The 18577-nt window shown below is 40.8% G+C and carries 16 protein-coding genes; 9 read left to right on the forward strand and 7 right to left on the reverse strand.

The window, feature by feature from the left end:
• Nucleotides 1-39 precede the first annotated feature (39 nt).
• The 6 genes from FTU64_RS13360 to rpmH form a co-directional block, all read right to left on the reverse strand.
• Nucleotides 40-342: a hypothetical protein gene (locus tag FTU64_RS13360; protein WP_180060012.1), complete on the reverse strand. Its 303-nt coding sequence runs from the start codon at nt 340-342 to the stop codon at nt 40-42.
• 13 nt (nt 343-355) lie between these two features.
• Nucleotides 356-1711, reverse strand: coding sequence for a tRNA uridine-5-carboxymethylaminomethyl(34) synthesis GTPase MnmE (gene mnmE, locus FTU64_RS13365; RefSeq protein ID WP_180036053.1), 1356 nt, complete (start codon nt 1709-1711; stop codon nt 356-358).
• Between the two features lie 92 nt (nt 1712-1803).
• A complete protein-coding gene (gene yidC, locus FTU64_RS13370) occupies nt 1804-3570 on the reverse strand; it encodes a membrane protein insertase YidC (protein WP_180060014.1) in 1767 nt (588 codons plus the stop codon).
• A 5-nt stretch (nt 3571-3575) separates the two neighbouring features.
• The gene (gene yidD / locus FTU64_RS13375) at nt 3576-3896 is read right to left on the reverse strand and encodes a membrane protein insertion efficiency factor YidD (protein WP_078189510.1); all 321 of its coding nucleotides are present in this window, start codon (nt 3894-3896) and stop codon (nt 3576-3578) included.
• Nucleotides 3897-3905: 9 nt separating this feature from the next.
• Entirely contained in the window at nt 3906-4298 is a 393-nt protein-coding gene (gene rnpA / locus FTU64_RS13380) for a ribonuclease P protein component (protein ID WP_078189509.1), read from the reverse strand.
• Nucleotides 4299-4329: 31 nt separating this feature from the next.
• Entirely contained in the window at nt 4330-4464 is a 135-nt protein-coding gene (gene rpmH / locus FTU64_RS13385) for a 50S ribosomal protein L34 (RefSeq protein ID WP_000831329.1), read from the reverse strand.
• 654 nt (nt 4465-5118) lie between these two features.
• Between rpmH and dnaA the strand changes: the two genes are divergently transcribed.
• The 5 genes from dnaA to FTU64_RS13410 all read left to right on the forward strand — a co-directional run bounded on the left by dnaA (nt 5119) and on the right by FTU64_RS13410 (nt 11924).
• Entirely contained in the window at nt 5119-6504 is a 1386-nt protein-coding gene (gene dnaA, locus FTU64_RS13390) for a chromosomal replication initiator protein DnaA (protein WP_168379515.1), read from the forward strand.
• 108 nt (nt 6505-6612) lie between these two features.
• Nucleotides 6613-7761, forward strand: a complete 1149-nt coding sequence (gene dnaN / locus FTU64_RS13395) for a DNA polymerase III subunit beta (protein WP_180060016.1) — start codon at nt 6613-6615, stop codon at nt 7759-7761.
• 23 nt (nt 7762-7784) lie between these two features.
• Nucleotides 7785-8867 carry a DNA replication/repair protein RecF gene (gene recF / locus FTU64_RS13400; RefSeq protein WP_180009130.1) on the forward strand — a complete coding sequence of 361 codons (1083 nt, stop codon included), beginning with the start codon at nt 7785-7787 and terminating at the stop codon, nt 8865-8867.
• Between the two features lie 43 nt (nt 8868-8910).
• Nucleotides 8911-11379 (forward strand): DNA topoisomerase (ATP-hydrolyzing) subunit B, encoded by a 2469-nt coding sequence (gyrB, locus tag FTU64_RS13405; protein ID WP_180027161.1) that lies wholly within the window; start codon nt 8911-8913, stop codon nt 11377-11379.
• 170 nt (nt 11380-11549) lie between these two features.
• Entirely contained in the window at nt 11550-11924 is a 375-nt protein-coding gene (locus FTU64_RS13410) for a hypothetical protein (protein WP_180036050.1), read from the forward strand.
• A 529-nt stretch (nt 11925-12453) separates the two neighbouring features.
• Here FTU64_RS13410 and FTU64_RS13415 read toward each other — a convergent pair.
• Nucleotides 12454-14391: an ATP-binding cassette domain-containing protein gene (locus FTU64_RS13415; protein WP_180060018.1), complete on the reverse strand. Its 1938-nt coding sequence runs from the start codon at nt 14389-14391 to the stop codon at nt 12454-12456.
• A 196-nt stretch (nt 14392-14587) separates the two neighbouring features.
• Between FTU64_RS13415 and FTU64_RS13420 the strand changes: the two genes are divergently transcribed.
• The 4 genes from FTU64_RS13420 to erpA all read left to right on the forward strand — a co-directional run bounded on the left by FTU64_RS13420 (nt 14588) and on the right by erpA (nt 18538).
• Nucleotides 14588-15592, forward strand: a complete 1005-nt coding sequence (locus FTU64_RS13420; RefSeq protein ID WP_180022815.1) for a putative solute-binding protein — start codon at nt 14588-14590, stop codon at nt 15590-15592.
• Between the two features lie 256 nt (nt 15593-15848).
• The gene (locus FTU64_RS13425) at nt 15849-16859 is read left to right on the forward strand and encodes a putative solute-binding protein (RefSeq protein ID WP_180005536.1); all 1011 of its coding nucleotides are present in this window, start codon (nt 15849-15851) and stop codon (nt 16857-16859) included.
• Between the two features lie 201 nt (nt 16860-17060).
• Nucleotides 17061-18068, forward strand: a complete 1008-nt coding sequence (locus tag FTU64_RS13430) for a putative solute-binding protein (protein ID WP_180056039.1) — start codon at nt 17061-17063, stop codon at nt 18066-18068.
• Between the two features lie 134 nt (nt 18069-18202).
• The gene (erpA, locus tag FTU64_RS13435) at nt 18203-18538 is read left to right on the forward strand and encodes an iron-sulfur cluster insertion protein ErpA (RefSeq protein WP_078189499.1); all 336 of its coding nucleotides are present in this window, start codon (nt 18203-18205) and stop codon (nt 18536-18538) included.
• Nucleotides 18539-18577 lie beyond the last annotated feature (39 nt).

Raw genomic sequence — 18577 nt, forward strand, 5'->3', positions numbered from 1 at the left:
CATTTTTTTATAGTCAACCTGCATTTCAGGATCTTCTTCTCATTGTTTTAAAAAGGATTCTTTGGGGTTCTGTTCGGTTGTTTCATGAAAATAAACCACACCACCATCAGATGTTTGTGGATCATGGTTGCCATCTAAAGATAAAATTTTGACATGAATAAAATATGCTTTTAATTCAGAATTTGTATCTTTAGTAGCGTTAGCAAGATTAGGATCTATATCCATTTGATGCTGAGTTTGTATCTGTGTTGATGTTGCAACATCATCAACAGAAGTTAAAGCCGCTTCCTCCTGAGAACAAGCGGCAAGCATCCATGCAAAACAAATCATGATTTTTTTCATATTTTTAGCGCATTTATTTACCAATACAAAACGATCCGAAGATCTTGCCGAGTAAATCATCCGCACTAAAGTCACCCGTAATTTCACCTAAAGCATTTTGCGCCAACCGTAGAGACTCGGCTACCAACTCACCCGCATGATAAACTACCAACTGCTCACGTGCTTCTGCAAGATAGCGCTGAGTGCGCTTCATTGCATCTAAATGGCGTGTTCGAGCAATAAAGGTATCTTCTTCTGGTTGAAAGCCTGCATGCGCTGTAATCGCATCAATAAGCGCTTGAACGCCAGTTTCTTGTTTAGCCGAAACCCTAATATGTCGAAAACCGTTTAAATCGGTAATTTCCGCGGTAGATCCCGTCAAATCGCATTTGTTACCAATCAACATCAACCGCTTCGGTTCAATATGATCGGCAAAGTACGCTTGAGCCAATTGTAGTGGATCTTCGCCCTGACTTAAGTCATAGACCAAAAGTAACAAGTCAGCTTGCTCAATTTCTTTAATTGCGCGGCGAATCCCTTCTTTTTCGACGATATCACCGGTTTCACGTAAACCTGCAGTATCGGTCAAGGTAATCGGCAAACCATTGAGGCTGATTTTTTCATGTAAAACATCACGTGTCGTACCCGCAATATCCGTCACAATCGCACGTTCAACACCCGCTAAAGCATTGAGTAGCGATGACTTACCTGCATTGGGTTTACCAGCAATCACCACTTGTAAACCTTCACGTAGTAACTGACCTTGACGGGCAGATTGCTGCACAGCATGGACCGAGCTTGCCACTTCATCCAATAAACCCAAAATCTTACCATCCGCCAAAAAGTCGATTTCTTCTTCAGGAAAATCAATCGCTGCTTCCACATGCAAACGCAAATGGATAAGTTTTTCTAGCACTGTATTGACCTTGCTCGAAAAAGCACCTTGTAATGAACGTACCGCAGAACGTGCCGCCGCTTGAGAGGTAGCATCAATCAGGTCGGCAATCGCCTCGGCTTGCACCAAGTCCATTTTGCCATTTTCAAAGGCACGCATCGAAAATTCGCCCGCTTTTGCAGCAATAGCACCCAATTCAAGTAACCGTGCCAATAATGCATTTTGAATAACCGGTCCGCCATGACCTTGAAGTTCAACAACATCCTCACCCGTAAACGAGTGCGGATTTGGAAAGCAAATCACCAAACCTTCATCCATGATTTCATTCGATGCATCATAAAACTTACGGAAACCAGCAAAACGTGCTTCTGGTAAGGATTGCTGCGTTAATGCTTCTGCAATGGCATAAGATTTGGGACCAGACAGGCGAATCACGCCGACACCACCACGACCCGGCGGTGTGGCAATTGCTGCGATGGTGGTTCGGTTTAACATAAAATTTACCTAAAAATTTTCAAACGACAGATAAAGAAAAATCCGCCTAAGATTACCATCTTAAGCGGATTTATTCAGCCCATCAGCAATGCTTAGTTTGCTGAGTCAGCTGCTTCACGTTTTAAACGTTCTTTTTCAACAGATTTGTTAATCAAACCTTGTTGAAGAATAGTAATACTGTTGTTACAGATCCAGTAAAGCACAAGGCCCGCAGGGAAGAACAACATAAATACCGTAAAGATCACTGGCATGATTTTGAAGACTTTCGCCTGCATTGGATCAGCCGGTTGTGGGTTCAAACTTTGCTGAATAAACATGGTTAAGCCCATTAATAACGGCAAAATAAACCACGGATCCATCGCAGATAAATCTTGAATCCAACCTAACCACGGCGCATGACGTAGTTCAACGGACTCCATTAACACCCAGTACAAAGCAAGGAAGATCGGCATTTGGAGCAATAACGGCAAGCAACCTGATAGTGGGTTTACTTGTTCACGTTTATACAATGCCATCATTTCTTGCGAGAAGCGCATACGGTCTTCACCGAACTCTTCTTTCATGCGTTGCATTTCAGGTGCAATCACACGCATTTTCGCCATAGAACGGTAGCTCTTCGACGACAATGGCCACAAGATCAGTTTCACTAGAATCGTCAATAAAATAATTGACCAACCCCAGTTACCCACTAAACCATGGAAGAATTGTAGGCCTAAGAACAACAATTTCGCGATTGGCCATAACCAACCATAGTCTACAGTTTGGTTCAAACCAACAGCCAAATCTTTCAATTCAGATTGGATTTTTGGACCTGAATAGAACGTTGCATCTACTTCTGCCACAGTTCCTGCAGGAACATTGATTGCAGGCGATGTGAACTGAATAATGTTCATATCATCGGTAGATTTACGTGACTCAAATTTCGCAGCGTAGGGTTGACCATTAGCTTGCGTTAATTTGATCTGTCCAGGAATCCACGCACTCACGAAGTAATGCTGAACCATTGCAACCCAACCGCCAGTTGCTTCAACATTCAATTTTTCTTCATTGAAGTTAGCAAATTTAAGTTTGTTGTAATGTTCTTCAGGCGAACCCCATGCACCACCAAGGAATGTACCTAAAGTGAAAATACCTTGATCAGATTTACCTGGATCTTCAGAGTTGTCGCGTTTAAGCTGACCAAACATCTGACCTTGCCAGTTCTGAGCACTGCGGTTCACGATTTTATGATTCACGACAACAGGGTATTCACCTTCAGTGAAGTTAAAGGTTTTAATAACCTCTACACCATCTGCTGTTTTATAAACCATTGGTACTGACAAAACTTTTGCTGTTTGGCCATCTTTACCCTTCACAGCTTTTGCGTCATTCAACGTATATGAAGATTTTTCAATCTCATAGGTTGGACGTCCTTTCGGATTGCTGTCAGGGCCATTAAGACCAATTAAGCCAGACTGAGCAACATAAGTCCGTTTCGCATCGCTTTCAAGCATTACAAACGGTTCGTCGCTGTCTTTATTTTTGTCATGATTGAGTAATTCAATACGAACAATATCGCCACCCTTTGGATTAATCCAAAGATGGTAAAGGTCAGTTTGTACTGAAATTAACTGTTGACTAACAGGTGCAGTGGCATCTGTTGTTTGTTGTGTAGCAGCATTATTTGCTTGCGGCACATCAGTAGCAGCCGTAGCTGTCTGGCCATTTGGCAAATCGGCAGATACTTCATGCGTTACCACCGCAGCATTTTGCTGAGGTTTTTGTTCCGCATTTCCATAATCTTTCTGCCAAGCCAAAATGAGCAAATATGCGACAACAAACATGGCCCCTAGAATTGCAATCCTGGCCCATTGTTGCATAGGTATTACCCCAAGTGGTTAGAGTGATTTTGGTTCAATAAACGTTCACGAAAGGGTACAGCAACGTGAAGCGTTTGAGAATCTATTTGCTGAAATGAAATAAAACGAATTGCTTTTGATGGAACAGGATCATAGCCTGAACCGCCCCAAGGATGACAACGGCAAATACGCTGAACAGCTAGACACACTCCACGTACAGCACCATGTTGATGGACTGCTTCCAAAGAATATTGAGAACATGTTGGAATATAACGACAGCGTGGTCCCAATAAAGGACTAATCGCAATCTGATAGAAACGAATGAGCCAATGCAGTAAACGAACCATTGGTCATCTCTACGCTTGTGGGGAGGTAGCTATTTTTTTATGCTTATTTGCAAGGCGCTGCAATTTTTGCCAAGCAAATTGTAATTGCTGATGCAACTCTGCATTCGGTACCGCCTCTATGCCCATTTTTGGCATAACGACAATATCTAATACATTAGACTGCTGTTGATGCAGGCGAAAACTTTCGCGTGCAAGTCGTTTTACTCGATTTCTTTCATGTGCGCGGCGCACTTTTTTCTTAGCAACAACAATACCCAAACGGCTATTCGGCTGTTCGGAGATTTTTGCTAGAAATAAGAAATGGGGTTGATGCACTTTAAAAAGCGCACCATCGAACACACTTTTATAATCGGCAGCACAGTGTATTCGCACATCTGTGCTAAAGCCGTAAAGTGTTGTCATAACACCCAAGTCTTGACAGTCTTAACTGAAATTAAACAGTTAAGCTGTGACGACCTTTTGCACGACGACGCGCTAATACTTGACGGCCAGCTTTAGTAGCCATGCGAGCACGGAAACCATGAACGCGTTTACGTTTCAACTCAGAAGGTTGGAAAGTACGTTTCATATCGAAACTCCACAAATGATCTTTCAGTAAAGGTTCGCGATTTTAGTGCTCATTGCTTGAGCTGTCAATGAAAAACACGCTTTCTTTCAAAATCTAGGCTGTGATATATCAAGATAATATAAGGATTAGAAATCAGTCAGAAAGTTTTAAATTAAAATATTCACAAACTAAATCATTGTATATATTAATTATTTAAGTTATCTTCAAGTTTACTCACAGATTTATCCACAACCTCAAATTTGTGAATTGGTTTTTATGAATTTAAATTTGAATTTAAACCAACCCTCGAGTTATCCCCAGAATGGGTCGATCTTATAAATAAATTCAAATTTTAAAATTTAAATTTATTACTATTAGTGTTGATATTTTCTGTGGAAAACGCATTTTTAGATTTAAAAAACAAATAATTATATTGTGGATAACGATGTTTTTATAATTTTGATAGTTTGTGGATAACTTTGTGCTACAATTTATCCACAGCTTGCGGATAAACTTATCCACACGTGATTTAAATTTAAACTCAATTTGCGTTTTTTTGATCGATTTCGACTGATTTGTTCATGACAGATGTGGATAAGATGGTTAGAATGGCTGCCCGCTTAGGCGGGGTTGAATTATTTTTTTACGTACAATGGACTGAAATAGGGGTTTCACATGCTTTGGACAGACTGCTTAACTCGCTTGCGACAAGAGCTTTCAGGAAATGTCTATACAATGTGGATACGCCCACTGGTGGCAGAAGATGCAGGTGATAGTCTAAAACTCTATGCACCGAATCCGTATTGGACACGCTATATTCAAGAGCACCATTTAGAACTTATTTCAATTTTAGCGGAACAGTTGTCTGAAGGTCGGGTACGTAAAGTTGAGATTTTGGTCGATTCACGGCCTGGTGCAATTTTATCTGCAGCTGAGCAACCGGCAACAACCACCGCAGCTTTAGAGTCAACACCACAAGTGTCGGCACCGACTCGTCCTAAAAAAGAAAAAGAAGAGACGTCATCAAAGAATAACCGTAAGCGTCAGCTTAACCCATTATTTACCTTTTCCTTGTTTGTTGAAGGCCGTTCCAATCAGATGGCGGCAGAAACCTGTCGTAAAGTCTTGACGCAGCCCGGTGCTTCGCAGCATAACCCGTTATTTTTATATGGACCGACTGGTTTAGGTAAAACCCATTTAATGCAAGCCGTAGGTAATGCATTATTGCAAGCGAAGCCGAATGCACGTGTGATGTACATGACGGCTGAAAGTTTTGTACAAGACTTTGTGAGCTCGTTACAGCAAGGTAAGGTCGAGGAATTTAAGAAAAACTGTCGTTCGTTAGATTTGTTATTGGTGGATGATATTCATTTGTTGGCGGGTAAAGAGGCCAGCTTGGTTGAGTTTTTCTATACCTTCAACGCTTTATTGGATGAATCTAAGCAAATCATTTTAACCTCAGATCGTTATCCAAAAGAACTGACTGAACTTGATCCACGTTTGGTTTCACGTTTTTCGTGGGGCTTATCGGTGGGTGTTGAACCGCCTGATATTGAAACCCGTATTGAAATTTTACTGAAAAAAGCGGAAAGCAATGGGGTGGAACTTCCACGGAATTGTGCGTTGTTTATTGCTCAACAAGTGGTTGCCAATGTCCGTGAACTAGAAGGTGCGCTGAATAAAGTCGTAGCCATTTCTCGTTTTAAAGGCACCCCAATCGATCTAGATGTGGTGCGTGAATCGTTAAAAGATGTATTGGCAATTCGTGCGCGCACCATCAGCACGGAAAATATTCAGCGTGTGGTCAGCGAGTATTTCCGTATTCCACTGAAAGAATTGATTGGTCCAAAACGTACACGCATTTATGCACGTCCACGTCAGTTGGCTATGGGGCTAGCACGTGAGCTGACAGGGGATAGTTTTCCTGAAATTGGTATGGCTTTTGGTAATCGTGACCACAGTACTGTGATGCATGCCTGTGAAAAAGTACAAAGCCTGCGTGAAGAAGATCCAATCTTCAATGAGGACTATAAAAACTTGCAACGTCTGCTGCAAAGTTAAGTCTTTTCGTTCAAATTCTGTTCTTGCAATGCGGTATATTCTGCCGCATAGTACACTGCTAAAAAATTAATTTATTTTGTCTGTCTTCAGTTTTTAGAGGAATGTATCGTGCGTTTAAAAATCGCGAAAGAAAGCTTACTGAATGTTCTATCACATGTCGTAGGAGCGGTTGAACGTCGCCATACCTTAAATATTTTATCCAATGTAAAAGTACAGGTAACAGAGCAAGCTTTGACCATTACGGGGTCGGATCTTGAAGTGGAACTGGTTGCAAGCACATCACTTACTGAAGGTGCATGTTTACAAGCAGGTGTGACGACTGTTCCTGCACGTAAATTGATGGATATCTGTAAATCATTACCGTCAGCGGCATTGATTGATTTGCAAATTACTGAAGATCAACGTTGTATTTTAAAATCTGGAAACAGTCGTTTTGTATTGGGTACTTTGCCTGCAGAAGACTATCCATTATTAACCACTGAAAATACTCAAGGCACTCAAGTCGGTGTGACTCAGCGTGAGTTAAAGCATTTATTTGAGAAAACATCTTTTGCCATGGCGGTTCAAGATGTGCGTTTCTATTTGACAGGTACTTTGCTTGAAATTGATGAAAATCAATTGCGTGCAGTAACGACCGATGGTCACCGTTTGGCGATGTGTGAAACAGCGGCAAGCTCGAATGCGACACAAGCAATGCAAGCGATTGTTCCACGTAAAGCTGTAGGTGAATTGCAGCGTCTATTGAGTGTTGAAGACGAGCAATTATCGTTGTTGATTGGTCGTGAATTATTAAATGTAACGATTACCATTGCCAGCCGTGATAAAGAGCAGGGTGATATTACCGTACGTTTCACCACAAAATTGATCGATGGTAAATTCCCTGACTACCGCCGTGTGATTCCACGTGGTGGTGATAAAAATGTGCGCATTGCACATGATGTATTTAAACAATCACTACAACGTGTGGCGATTTTAAGTAATGAAAAATTGCGCGGCGTATTCTTGAAGTTTGATGCGGACACTTTACAACTTCGTGCCAATAACCCTGAACAAGATGAAGCGATCGAAGATCTCGCGATTCAATATGCTGATGCACCGATGGAAATGTCATTCAATGCACAGTACTTATTGGAAGTTCTGAATGTGTTGGATGGTGATGATGTTGCAATGACCATGACAGAAGCCAACCAATCTGTATTGGTACAAGATCCACAACAACAAGATCAAACCTATGTTGTGATGCCAATGCGTGTTTAATTCGGACTGACGTCTCAATTATTATGCATATCACGCGTTTACATGTAGAACGTGTTCGAAATTTAAAGACGGTTGCACTCTCTGGGTTGCAGCCGTTTAATGTCTTTTATGGGCAAAATGGTTCTGGCAAAACTTCTGTATTAGAAGCAGTACATTTGCTGGCAACCGGCCGTTCTTTTCGAACCCATATTCCGAAAAACTATATTCAAAATAATAGCCCTGACGCTGTTGTCTTTGCGCAGTCTGCAACAGACCGCATTGGTATGCAAAAAATGCAGTCGGGCGAGCAAGTGATTAAAGTCAATGGCGACCTTGTGGGGACACAAGGGCAGTTGGCTAAGATTTTACCACTACAACTCATCGACCCACAAAGTACCGATATTATTGATCATGGTGCGAAGCCACGACGTCAACTTTTAGATTGGTTGATGTTCCACGTGGAACCGGAGTTTTACCATGCATGGCAATATTATGCGCGGGCATTAAAACAGCGGAATAGTTTGCTGAAATCACGACGTCATTTGAGTTTGTCTGACCTAGAACCGTGGAACAAAATGCTCAGTGATTATGGTGAGATATTACATAGTCTGCGCAGTAATGTGGTGGAACAGTGGACGCGATATTTCCAACAAGATCTCCAAGCATTATTGCCGCATTTAACAGTGACATTGGAATATAGTGCAGGCTTTCATGCTGAAACAGGACTGCTGAATGATCTGACCAATCAGCACTTTAAAGACTGCGAACGTGGCTATACTGAGTATGGTCCGCACCGTGCAGATTTAAGGTTAAAAACCGCTATGGGGGATGCAGATGTTGTGCTCTCTCGTGGGCAAAAAAAGTTATTGATCATGGCGTTAAAACTGTCACAGATTGCAATGCTACATGCTTGTAATAAGGAAACTGTGGTATTATTAGATGATCTGACAGCAGAATTAGATTTAACCGCACAACAGCGTTTAATTGAGCGTTTAAGCCATCTTGGTAGTCAAGTTTTTATTACCACTTTAGACCATGATTCAGTGCAAAAACACTTACATGATTTATCTATTTCTTATCAATTATTCAAAGTTGAAAATGGTACGGTGCAGGCTGTTGTGCAATGAAATACCACCTTTGGATAGACCTATTTTTCACTAGGGAGAAACCATGAGTTCAGAAGATCAAGCTGCTTCTCAAACAGAACAAACCATAGAAAAAGCTTATGATTCCTCTAGCATCAAAGTATTACGTGGTCTAGACGCTGTACGTAAGCGTCCGGGCATGTATATTGGTGATACTGACGATGGTACTGGCCTACACCACATGGTGTTTGAAGTTGTCGATAACTCAATTGATGAAGCGTTGGCAGGTCATTGTGACGAGATCAATGTAACCATTCATGAAGATGAATCTGTAAGCGTATCGGATAACGGTCGTGGTATTCCTACCGACATTCACCCAGAAGAAGGTGTTTCTGCTGCAGAAGTGATTTTGACGATTCTGCATGCGGGCGGTAAATTTGACGATAACAGCTATAAAGTTTCAGGCGGTCTACACGGTGTAGGTGTATCCGTGGTGAATGCGCTTTCAAGCAAGCTCGAATTAACCATTCATCGTGCGGGTCAAATCCACCAGCAAGAATATAAACACGGTGATTCCGTGTATCCATTAAAAGTGGTGGGTGAGACAGATCGTACCGGTACACGTGTACGTTTCTGGCCAAGTGCTGAAACCTTCAGTCAAACGATTTTTAATGTCGATATTTTGGCACGTCGTTTACGTGAATTATCGTTCCTGAATGCAGGTGTACGAATTGTCCTACGTGATGAACGTATCAATTTAGAGCACGTTTATGATTATGAAGGTGGTTTGTCTGAGTTTGTAAAATATATCAACCAAGGCAAAACCCATCTGAACGAGATCTTCCACTTCACTACTCAAGCGGATAACGGCATTGGTGTGGAAGTTGCATTGCAGTGGAACGATTCTTATCAGGAAAATGTTCGTTGCTTTACCAACAACATTCCACAAAAAGATGGTGGTACGCATTTAGCGGGTTTCCGAGCTGCATTAACCCGTGGCTTAAACAGCTACATGGAAAGCGAAAACCTACTCAAAAAAGAGAAAGTGGCGGTTTCTGGTGATGATGCCCGTGAAGGTTTAACTGCAATTGTTTCGGTGAAAGTGCCTGATCCAAAATTCTCTTCGCAAACCAAAGAAAAATTGGTGTCGAGCGAAGTGAAAACTGCGGTTGAGCAAGCCATGAATAAATCGTTCTCTGAATATCTTTTAGAGAACCCACAAGCTGCTAAATCGATTGCAGGCAAAATTATTGATGCAGCACGTGCGCGTGATGCAGCGCGTAAAGCACGTGAAATGACACGTCGTAAGAGTGCGCTTGATATTGCAGGCCTGCCAGGTAAATTGGCCGATTGTCAGGAAAAAGATCCTGCATTGTCTGAACTTTACTTAGTCGAAGGTGACTCTGCGGGCGGTTCAGCTAAACAGGGCCGTAACCGTAAGATGCAAGCGATTTTGCCGCTGAAAGGTAAAATCCTCAACGTGGAACGTGCACGTTTTGACAAGATGATTTCTTCTCAAGAAGTGGGAACGTTGATTACTGCTTTAGGCTGTGGTATTGGCCGTGAGGAGTACAACCCAGATAAACTGCGTTATCACAAAATCATCATCATGACCGATGCTGACGTCGATGGTTCGCACATTCGTACGCTATTGTTGACCTTCTTCTTCCGTCAAATGCCAGAACTTGTGGAACGTGGATATATTTATATTGCACAGCCACCGTTGTATAAGCTGAAAAAAGGCAAGCAAGAACAGTACATCAAAGATAATGATGCGCTTGAGACGTACCTGATTTCAAATGCAATTGATGAGCTTGAATTACACATCAGTGCAGAAGCACCTGCCATTCGTGGTGAGGCTTTAGCTGGCGTGATTGCGGATTATCAAACCTCTCAAAAGAGCTTGCATCGTCTGACTGTACGTTATCCTGCAAGTGTGTTGGATGGTTTATTGGCAGTAGAAGGCTTTAAGTTAGATCAAGCAAATAACCAAGACTATGTACAGACTTGGGGTGAGCAACTACGTGCCAATATTGAGAAAACTCAACCTAGCCTACGTCCTGAATTAAGCTTAGAAACGTTTGAGCATGAAGATACTGAAGGCAATAAGTCAGCGACCTATTTCCCGCGTATTACCATCTATGTTCATAATTTACCGCACCAATACTTGTTAGATTCAGGTCTATTGGGTTCAGGTGAATATGCGCGTTTACTCAAAAATTCGAAGAGTTGGTTCACCTTATTGGAAGAAGGTGCTTACCTACAAAAAGGCGAGCGCAAAATTCCAGTGAGCAGCTTCCATCAGGTTTGGCAAAACATCTTACAAGACTCACGCCGTGGCATGATGATTCAGCGCTATAAAGGTTTGGGTGAGATGAATGCTGAACAGCTTTGGGAAACTACAATGGATCCTGAGAACCGTAACATGCTGCAAGTAACGGTACAGGATGCGATTGAAGCTGATCGTATGTTCTCTTGCTTGATGGGTGATGATGTGGAACCACGTCGTGCTTTCATTGAAGAAAATGCGTTAAATGCGGATATTGATGCCTAAATTCTGATTACAGAATCATTCAAAAAAGCACTCTTCGGAGTGCTTTTTTTTGTGCTATCTTAAATAAAATTGAATATTAAATCGCCAATTTGTGTTTTATTAAATTGACTTATTCTGATGCTAAGCTCAAATCAATTTGAACTTAGCAGCTAAAAATAAGAGGTCTATATATGATGGACAATCAACTTGAACACATTCGTGACATCTGGGTAAATGCATTTTTTACCGGAAATTATACTGTTTTAGCCGAATACGAAGATGAGCACTTTAAGGTGGTTTATGAGCAAGACGGGCGTGTCGAAAGTAATTATGTCCGCTATGAACGTATTGCACATGCAGTGAAAAATGGGGTTTGGAAACCACAAAAACCAGACGTAGAATTTGAAGATTATGAGTTTAATCGTGACCAAACTGAGTGCAAAATTTTAATTGGTTTAGCTGAAACACAGCAGCAAATACAGGAAATCTGGCATTTTGATCAGACCTGGAAAATACAAGAATTACGTTTTTTAAAGGCAAAAACCCATCCTTCTGCCTTATCTTAAACAATAAAAAGTTTAAATTGATGTCGTGAGTGGAGATAAAATGCATCCATCTTGCAAATGTGGATAAGTTTTGTGAATTTTCACATTTAATAGTGTTCAACATCAAAGTCATTTATAATTGTGGATAACATCATTTAAAAATATTTATCCATAAAAAGGTGGTTCGATATTTTGAATTTAAAAAATAAAAATGAATTTAAAACTAAGATTTGAATTTAAAAATGGCTTTTGTGGATAACTGCGGCAATGAGTTTGATGTGAAGTATATTTTTTGAATTCATTTACAAAATTAGGGTAATAGCTATCGCTGAATTTTTAGATTCTTTCCGAATAGAAATGCCTAACGATGCAATAACCAGTTGGATATGAACATTCGATTTTTTAAATATTTTTTAGATTTATAGTGTGATTATTATTGTGAAGTATAAATAAAAAATCGCCGTGGAACATTTAAACTTCACGGCGATTGATTTTTTGAGCTTAAGTTAGGTTTTCTTAATAATGCAAATCTAGGGTTTTGCTTTTTAAATTAAGCTTCAAAACTACTTTCCATTTCTTCTAATTCCATCATTAATTCAAGCATTTGCTCTTCGACAGATTCAAGTTTGGCTTTTAATTCTGTTTGCTCATTCATTAGTTTGAGTAAGTCATCTTTACGACTGGCTTCATATAAAGCACTGTCTGCCAATAATTCCTCGATTTCGTTTAAGCGTGGCTGAATTTTGCTGATTTGCGCTTCATTTTTTTCAATGTTTTTACGAATCGGGCGGGTCAATTCACGCTGACGTGCAGCTTCTTTACGTTGCGCTTCTTTATCGACTTTAGAAATCGTCTGTTTAGTTTCAACTTGAGATTTGATGGTAGTAGGGGCTTGTTGGCTATTTTTCATCATGTCAATCCGTGCTTGACGCAGCCAATCGGCATAAGCCACAAGGTCGCCATCAAATTCACGACATTTTCCATGATGTACCAACAATAATTCGTCACAAACACTAGCAATCAATTGACGTTCATGCGAAACCAAAACCACAGCGCCTTCAAAGTCTTGTAATGCCATAGTCAGGGCATGACGCATATCAAGGTCTAAATGGTTGGTCGGTTCATCTAGAATTAAAACATTGGGGCGCTGCCAAACAATCAAAGCCAAAGCCAATCGTGCTCGTTCACCGCCTGAAAAGCCTTCACTTGGCGTATCCATGCGTTCGCCACTAAAACCAAAGCTACCTAAGAATGAACGTAATGCAGCTTCACTGATTTTTTTGTCAGCAATTCGAGATAATTGCAACATAGGGCTGGCATTGCCATCTAAAGCATCCATTTGATGCTGCGCAAAATAGCCAATATTCAACAGTTCCGAGGCTTTGCGTGTCCCTTGTAATAAGGGAAGGTCTCCAACCAAGGATTTAATTAAGGTTGATTTACCTGCACCATTCATTCCCAGTAAACCAATACGACTGTTTGGGGTAATCTGTAAATTCACATTGGTGGCAATCAGTTTGTCACCATAGCCAATATCGACATGTTCCATTTGTAACAGTGGTGAGCTCATTTTGGTTGGCTCACGGAAACTAAAGGTAAATGGCGTATCGACATGTGCGGCAGAAAGTTCTTGCATGCGTTCTAATTGCTTAATACGGCTTTGCGCCTGCTTAGCTTTAGTGGCTTTGGCTTTAAAACGGTCAATAAATTTTTGGAGATGCGCACGGGTTTCGAGTTGTTTTTCATAGGCTTGTTGCTGTTGTGCCAAGCGCTCAGAACGGGTGCGTTCAAAGGTCGAATAGTTGCCGGTGTAAAGCGTCAGCTCTTGATTTTCGATATGTAAAATATGATCAGTCACCGCATCTAAGAAATCACGGTCATGTGAAATCAAGATCAGTGTGCCTTCATAAGCTTTTAACCAATCTTCTAACCACAAAATCGCATCTAAGTCTAAGTGGTTGGTTGGTTCATCGAGTAATAATAGGTCAGAACGGCTCATCAGGGTACGCGCAAGGTTTAAACGCATACGCCAACCACCAGAAAAGCTTGAAACATTGAGTTGGGACTGATGTTCAAAGAAACCCAGGCCGGCCATCAGTTGTGAGGCTTTTGATGGAGCTGTATAGCCATGGATTTCATCAAATCGGCCATATAAGTGTGCCAGCGCTTCATTGTCTAATTGTTCTGGATGTTCAAGTTTATGTTGTATATCCCAATATTCTTCATCGCCTGATAGAACGAAATCAATCGCTTTCATATCCAACGCTTTGATTTCTTGCGCCATATGCGCGACGGTCCATACTGCAGGACGTGTTAATGAACCACCATCAGATTCCATTCCACCTAAAAGCGCAGAAAAAAGAGTCGATTTACCCGCACCATTTACACCAGTTAAGCCGATTTTCCAGCCTGGATGCAATTGCATAGATGCTTTTTGAAATAAAACACGCCCACCGCGACGAATGGAAAGTTGGTCTAACTGAATCATGGAACTAACTAAACAAGAAGAATGTGGGGCTATTCTAATGGATGGCTTTGCAAAAGAAAAAACAAAGCATCGCAACCATCTGAAAAAATGTGACAGATTCCACGTATTTAGGTATATTGAACGGGCTTTAGTATTAAAAAAATATTTCAAGTTGTTGTTTTAAATGGATTAATAAAACATATTGGAAATATAAGAAATGAGAAAAGGAATTTTAATTTTATCGCTTCTTTCAGGTGTGATGTCTGCACAAAGCTATGCCAATCAGAAGGTTTGTGTGTTCGATTTACTTGGAAAAGCGGGGGAATCTTATAAGCTAATGGAAGAGTGGTCTCTGGCCAGTAAGGCATGGGGAGCACAAGTTCAACTGATTTCATATCAAGATGAATCCAAAGTCGATAAAGATTTTAAAGAAGGGAAATGTGACGCATTTTATATGACCTCGATGCGGGCACGTGCGTATAACAAATTTGCTGGTTCGATTGATGCCATTGGCGGTGTACCGAACAATACCATCGCACAAAAAGCCATTACCTATGTCTTAGATAAGCGGAACAGTAAGCGACTGATTACCAATTCAGGTAAAGATAGTTATGAAGTGGCAGGGATTGGGCAAATTGGTTCAGCCTATATTTTTGTCCGTGATCGCAATATCAATAATTTAGAAAAAGCTGAAGGTAAAAAATTTGCCATTTTGCATTATGACTATGCGCAAAAAGAGATGGTCGACCGTGTCGGCGCTGTGCCAGTCATGTCGGAAATTTCCAATTTTATTCGCAAATTTAATCAGGCCGAAGTTGAAATTGTGGCTGCGCCGGCTTATGCCTTTAAGCCACTCGAAATTTCAAAAGGCTTAGGCACTACTGGGGCGATGGTTAATTTTCCTGTGGTGAATGTCACGGCAGACCTGATTATTCGTAACAATAAATTCCCAGATGGTTTTGCTGAACCCTCTCGGCAATGGTTCGTTAAACAATTACCGAAAAGTTTTGCCATGGTAAAACGCATGGAAGCTGAAATTCCTGCCAAATATAAGATGAATCTCAGCAAAGATGATCAGTTGAAATATCAGAAAATTTTGCGTGAAGGACGGATGGATTTAACCAAACAAGGAATCTACGACTCCACCATGATGACGGTACTGAAAAAAGCACGTTGTACGATTGAGCGAACCAATTTTGAGTGTTCAGTGGCGGGTGAATAAGCTTTTTTCTGTATTTCTTTGTAAAGTTTCATAAAAAGGCTGTAAATGCAAAAAGCCTTTTTTGCATACAACATGATGATTATATTTATAATTTTGCCTTAAATAAAAAAGTGATATTAATCACAAAAAAACAGAATGTGCCAAAATGACATAAATAAATGGAGTAAATGCTCTATTTTTTTTAAATTAACTTGCTTAATATCGGCGTTGTGTAAGGACACCTCTGAACCATAAAAAGATTTGAAAGGAAAATAGAATGAAAAAAACGCTCCTATCATTGGCTACATTTGCTGCAATTGGCTTTGCTGGTTCAGCTCAGGCAGCAAAAGTAGATATCTGTGTATTTGACTTACTGGGTAAGTCAGGTGAGTCATACCAAATGGCTCAGGAATGGGCGCTTGCAGCAAAAGGCTGGGGTGCTGAAATTAACTTAATTCCGCGTCAAGATGAAGCAGTAGCCGACAATGATTTTAAAGCGGGTAAATGTGATGGCGTATTTATGACGGCAATGCGTGCTCGTCAATACAATAAATTTGCAGGTTCGATTGATGCGCTTGGTGGCGCACCGAGCAATGCAATTGCGCAACGTGCGATTACCTTTGCATTAGACCAACGTAATGCTGCAAAAATGGTCAGCAACCTAGGTGGTAAGAAATACGAAGTGGCGGGTATTGCTCCACTGGGTTCAGCATTCATCTTTGTCAAAGACAAAAAAATTGACTCAATTGAAAAAGCAGCAGGTAAAAAGTTTGCAGTATTAGGCTATGACGAAGCACAAAAAATTATGGTGCAACGTGTCGGCGCTCAAGCTGTGGTTTCAGATGTATCTAACTTTGTGGCGAAGTTTAATAATGGTCAGGTCGATATGGTGGGTGCGCCTGCGTATGCCTACAAACCATTAGAGATTTATAAGGGTTTAGGTACCAATGGTGCGATGTTTAACTTCCCAGTTTTACAAGTGACCGCGGACTTTATTATTCGTCCTGATCAGTTCCCAGCAGGCTTTGGTCAAAAATCTCGTGATTGGTTTGTGAAACATTTACCGAAGAGTATTGCGATGATTAACCGTTTAGAGGCGGGTATTCCTGCGAAATATAAACTTAACTTAAGTGCAGAAGATAAAACCAAATATCAAAAATTATTGCGTGAAGGTCGTATGGATATGACGAAACGTGGCATTTATGATGCGGGCATGATGTCAGTATTGAAAAAGGCACGTTGTTCTGTCGATAAAGCCAATTTTGAATGTTCACTTAGCGGCGAATAAACTGATATTTAAAGAAAAAAGCCTGGATTTATCCGGGCTTTTTTTTGCAAATGCACAGGTCATTTTCGCCATTGAGTCAGCAAAATATTCAGGTAATCTAAATTGAAATCGAGGGCTGTGAGTATATTTAATCATACTCCGCATGACCCAAAAATCAAAAAATGGTTAAAACAAAAACAGTAAAAAACAAGGAAAGTCAGTATGAAACAATGGACAAAGGCATTGAGTATTGCTGCTGCGTTAATGGCGGTGAATGGCGTAGCTCAAGCAAAGCAAGTGGTGTGTGTATTTGATTTGGTTGGTAAAAATGGTGATGTTTTTACCCTGATGAGAGATTACCAATTGGCGGCAAAAAACTGGGGCGCAGACATTGAGCTCCGCGTCGGTCAAAATGAAGCAGTGATTGCGGAAGACTTTAAAGCGGGGAAATGTGATGGGATCAGCGTCACCGGTATGCGTGGCCGCCAATTCAACAATTTTACCGGTTCTTTAGATGCGATTGGTGCAATTCCAGATTTGAAATTGGCCGTAAAAATTATGCAAGGTCTTGCGAGTCCAACGTTTGCTAAAAGCATGGTCAATAGTAAATATGAAGTGGCAGGTGTGATACCTGTTGGTGATGCCTACCTGTTGGTGAATGATCGTAGTATCAATACTGTCGCTAAAGCCGCAGGTAAAAAAATTGCGGTGCTTGATTATGATGAAGCGCAGAAAATTATGGTGCAGCAGGTCGGGGCTCAAGCGGTCAGTGCCGATGTAACCAATTTTGGCGCTAAATTTAACAATGGTCAGGTGGATATTATTGGTGCTCCTGCAGCTGTGTTCAAACCATTAGAATTACACAAAGGTTTAGGCAGCAAAGGCGCAATCGTCAATTATCCAATTTTACAAGTCACGGGAAATATCATTATTCGCCCAGATAAATTCCCAGCGGGATATGGGCAAAAATCACGTGATTGGGTCAAAACACAATTACCTCGTGCATTCACGATTTTAGGCAAAATGAAGTCAGAAATTCCAGCTAAATATTGGATGGATGTTCCCACTGCAGACAAAGCTGGTTATCAAAAAATGATGCGTGAAGCGCGTATTGATTTGACTAAACGTGGTATCTACGACAAGCGAATGATGAAATTATTATGGCAATTCCGCTGTAAACAAGACCCGAAAAACTTCGAATGTGCATTACAGGACGAAAACTATAAATAAGTTTTAAATGAATCTTGAGAAAAATACTCTGATTTAACTTTAAACTGTGAAGACTGACCATATATTGAGTATGTTATACTTGAAACATGGTCTTTTCTTTTTAAAGACACCCCAATGACTCAGAGGAATCCATCATGAATGCTCAAGCACTTGTGCTGACTGACAATGCTGCCAATAAAGTACGCCAATTGCGTGACAGTGAAGGTAATCAAGACCTCATGTTACGTGTATATGTGACTGGTGGTGGTTGTTCAGGTTTCTCATATGGATTTAATTTTGCAGAAAGCCAAAACGAAGATGATGCTGAATTTATCAATGAAGACGTGAAAATGTTGGTGGATTCACTTAGTTATCAATATTTAGTTGGTTCAACAGTCGACTATATTGAAGGTTTAGAGGGTTCTCGTTTTGTGGTACAAAACCCGAATGCGACAACCACGTGTGGATGTGGATCTTCATTCTCGATCTAATCACGATGATGAATTGAGCCATAAAAAAGCCCTCATTTT

This window comes from Acinetobacter sp. YH12128 (genome assembly GCF_013418655.1).
GTDB classification, from domain to species: domain Bacteria; phylum Pseudomonadota; class Gammaproteobacteria; order Pseudomonadales; family Moraxellaceae; genus Acinetobacter; species Acinetobacter amyesii.

Coding starts and splice junctions, on each gene's coding strand:
- FTU64_RS13360 (WP_180060012.1), bottom strand. CDS start 342: ATGAAAAAAATCATGATTTGTTTTGCATGGATGCTTGCCGCTTGTTCT.
- mnmE (WP_180036053.1), bottom strand. CDS start 1,711: ATGTTAAACCGAACCACCATCGCAGCAATTGCCACACCGCCGGGTCGT.
- yidC (WP_180060014.1), bottom strand. CDS start 3,570: ATGCAACAATGGGCCAGGATTGCAATTCTAGGGGCCATGTTTGTTGTC.
- yidD (WP_078189510.1), bottom strand. CDS start 3,896: ATGGTTCGTTTACTGCATTGGCTCATTCGTTTCTATCAGATTGCGATT.
- rnpA (WP_078189509.1), bottom strand. CDS start 4,298: ATGACAACACTTTACGGCTTTAGCACAGATGTGCGAATACACTGTGCT.
- rpmH (WP_000831329.1), bottom strand. CDS start 4,464: ATGAAACGTACTTTCCAACCTTCTGAGTTGAAACGTAAACGCGTTCAT.
- dnaA (WP_168379515.1), top strand. CDS start 5,119: ATGCTTTGGACAGACTGCTTAACTCGCTTGCGACAAGAGCTTTCAGGA.
- recF (WP_180009130.1), top strand. CDS start 7,785: ATGCATATCACGCGTTTACATGTAGAACGTGTTCGAAATTTAAAGACG.
- gyrB (WP_180027161.1), top strand. CDS start 8,911: ATGAGTTCAGAAGATCAAGCTGCTTCTCAAACAGAACAAACCATAGAA.
- FTU64_RS13410 (WP_180036050.1), top strand. CDS start 11,550: ATGATGGACAATCAACTTGAACACATTCGTGACATCTGGGTAAATGCA.
- FTU64_RS13415 (WP_180060018.1), bottom strand. CDS start 14,391: ATGATTCAGTTAGACCAACTTTCCATTCGTCGCGGTGGGCGTGTTTTA.
- FTU64_RS13420 (WP_180022815.1), top strand. CDS start 14,588: ATGAGAAAAGGAATTTTAATTTTATCGCTTCTTTCAGGTGTGATGTCT.
- FTU64_RS13425 (WP_180005536.1), top strand. CDS start 15,849: ATGAAAAAAACGCTCCTATCATTGGCTACATTTGCTGCAATTGGCTTT.
- FTU64_RS13430 (WP_180056039.1), top strand. CDS start 17,061: ATGAAACAATGGACAAAGGCATTGAGTATTGCTGCTGCGTTAATGGCG.
- erpA (WP_078189499.1), top strand. CDS start 18,203: ATGAATGCTCAAGCACTTGTGCTGACTGACAATGCTGCCAATAAAGTA.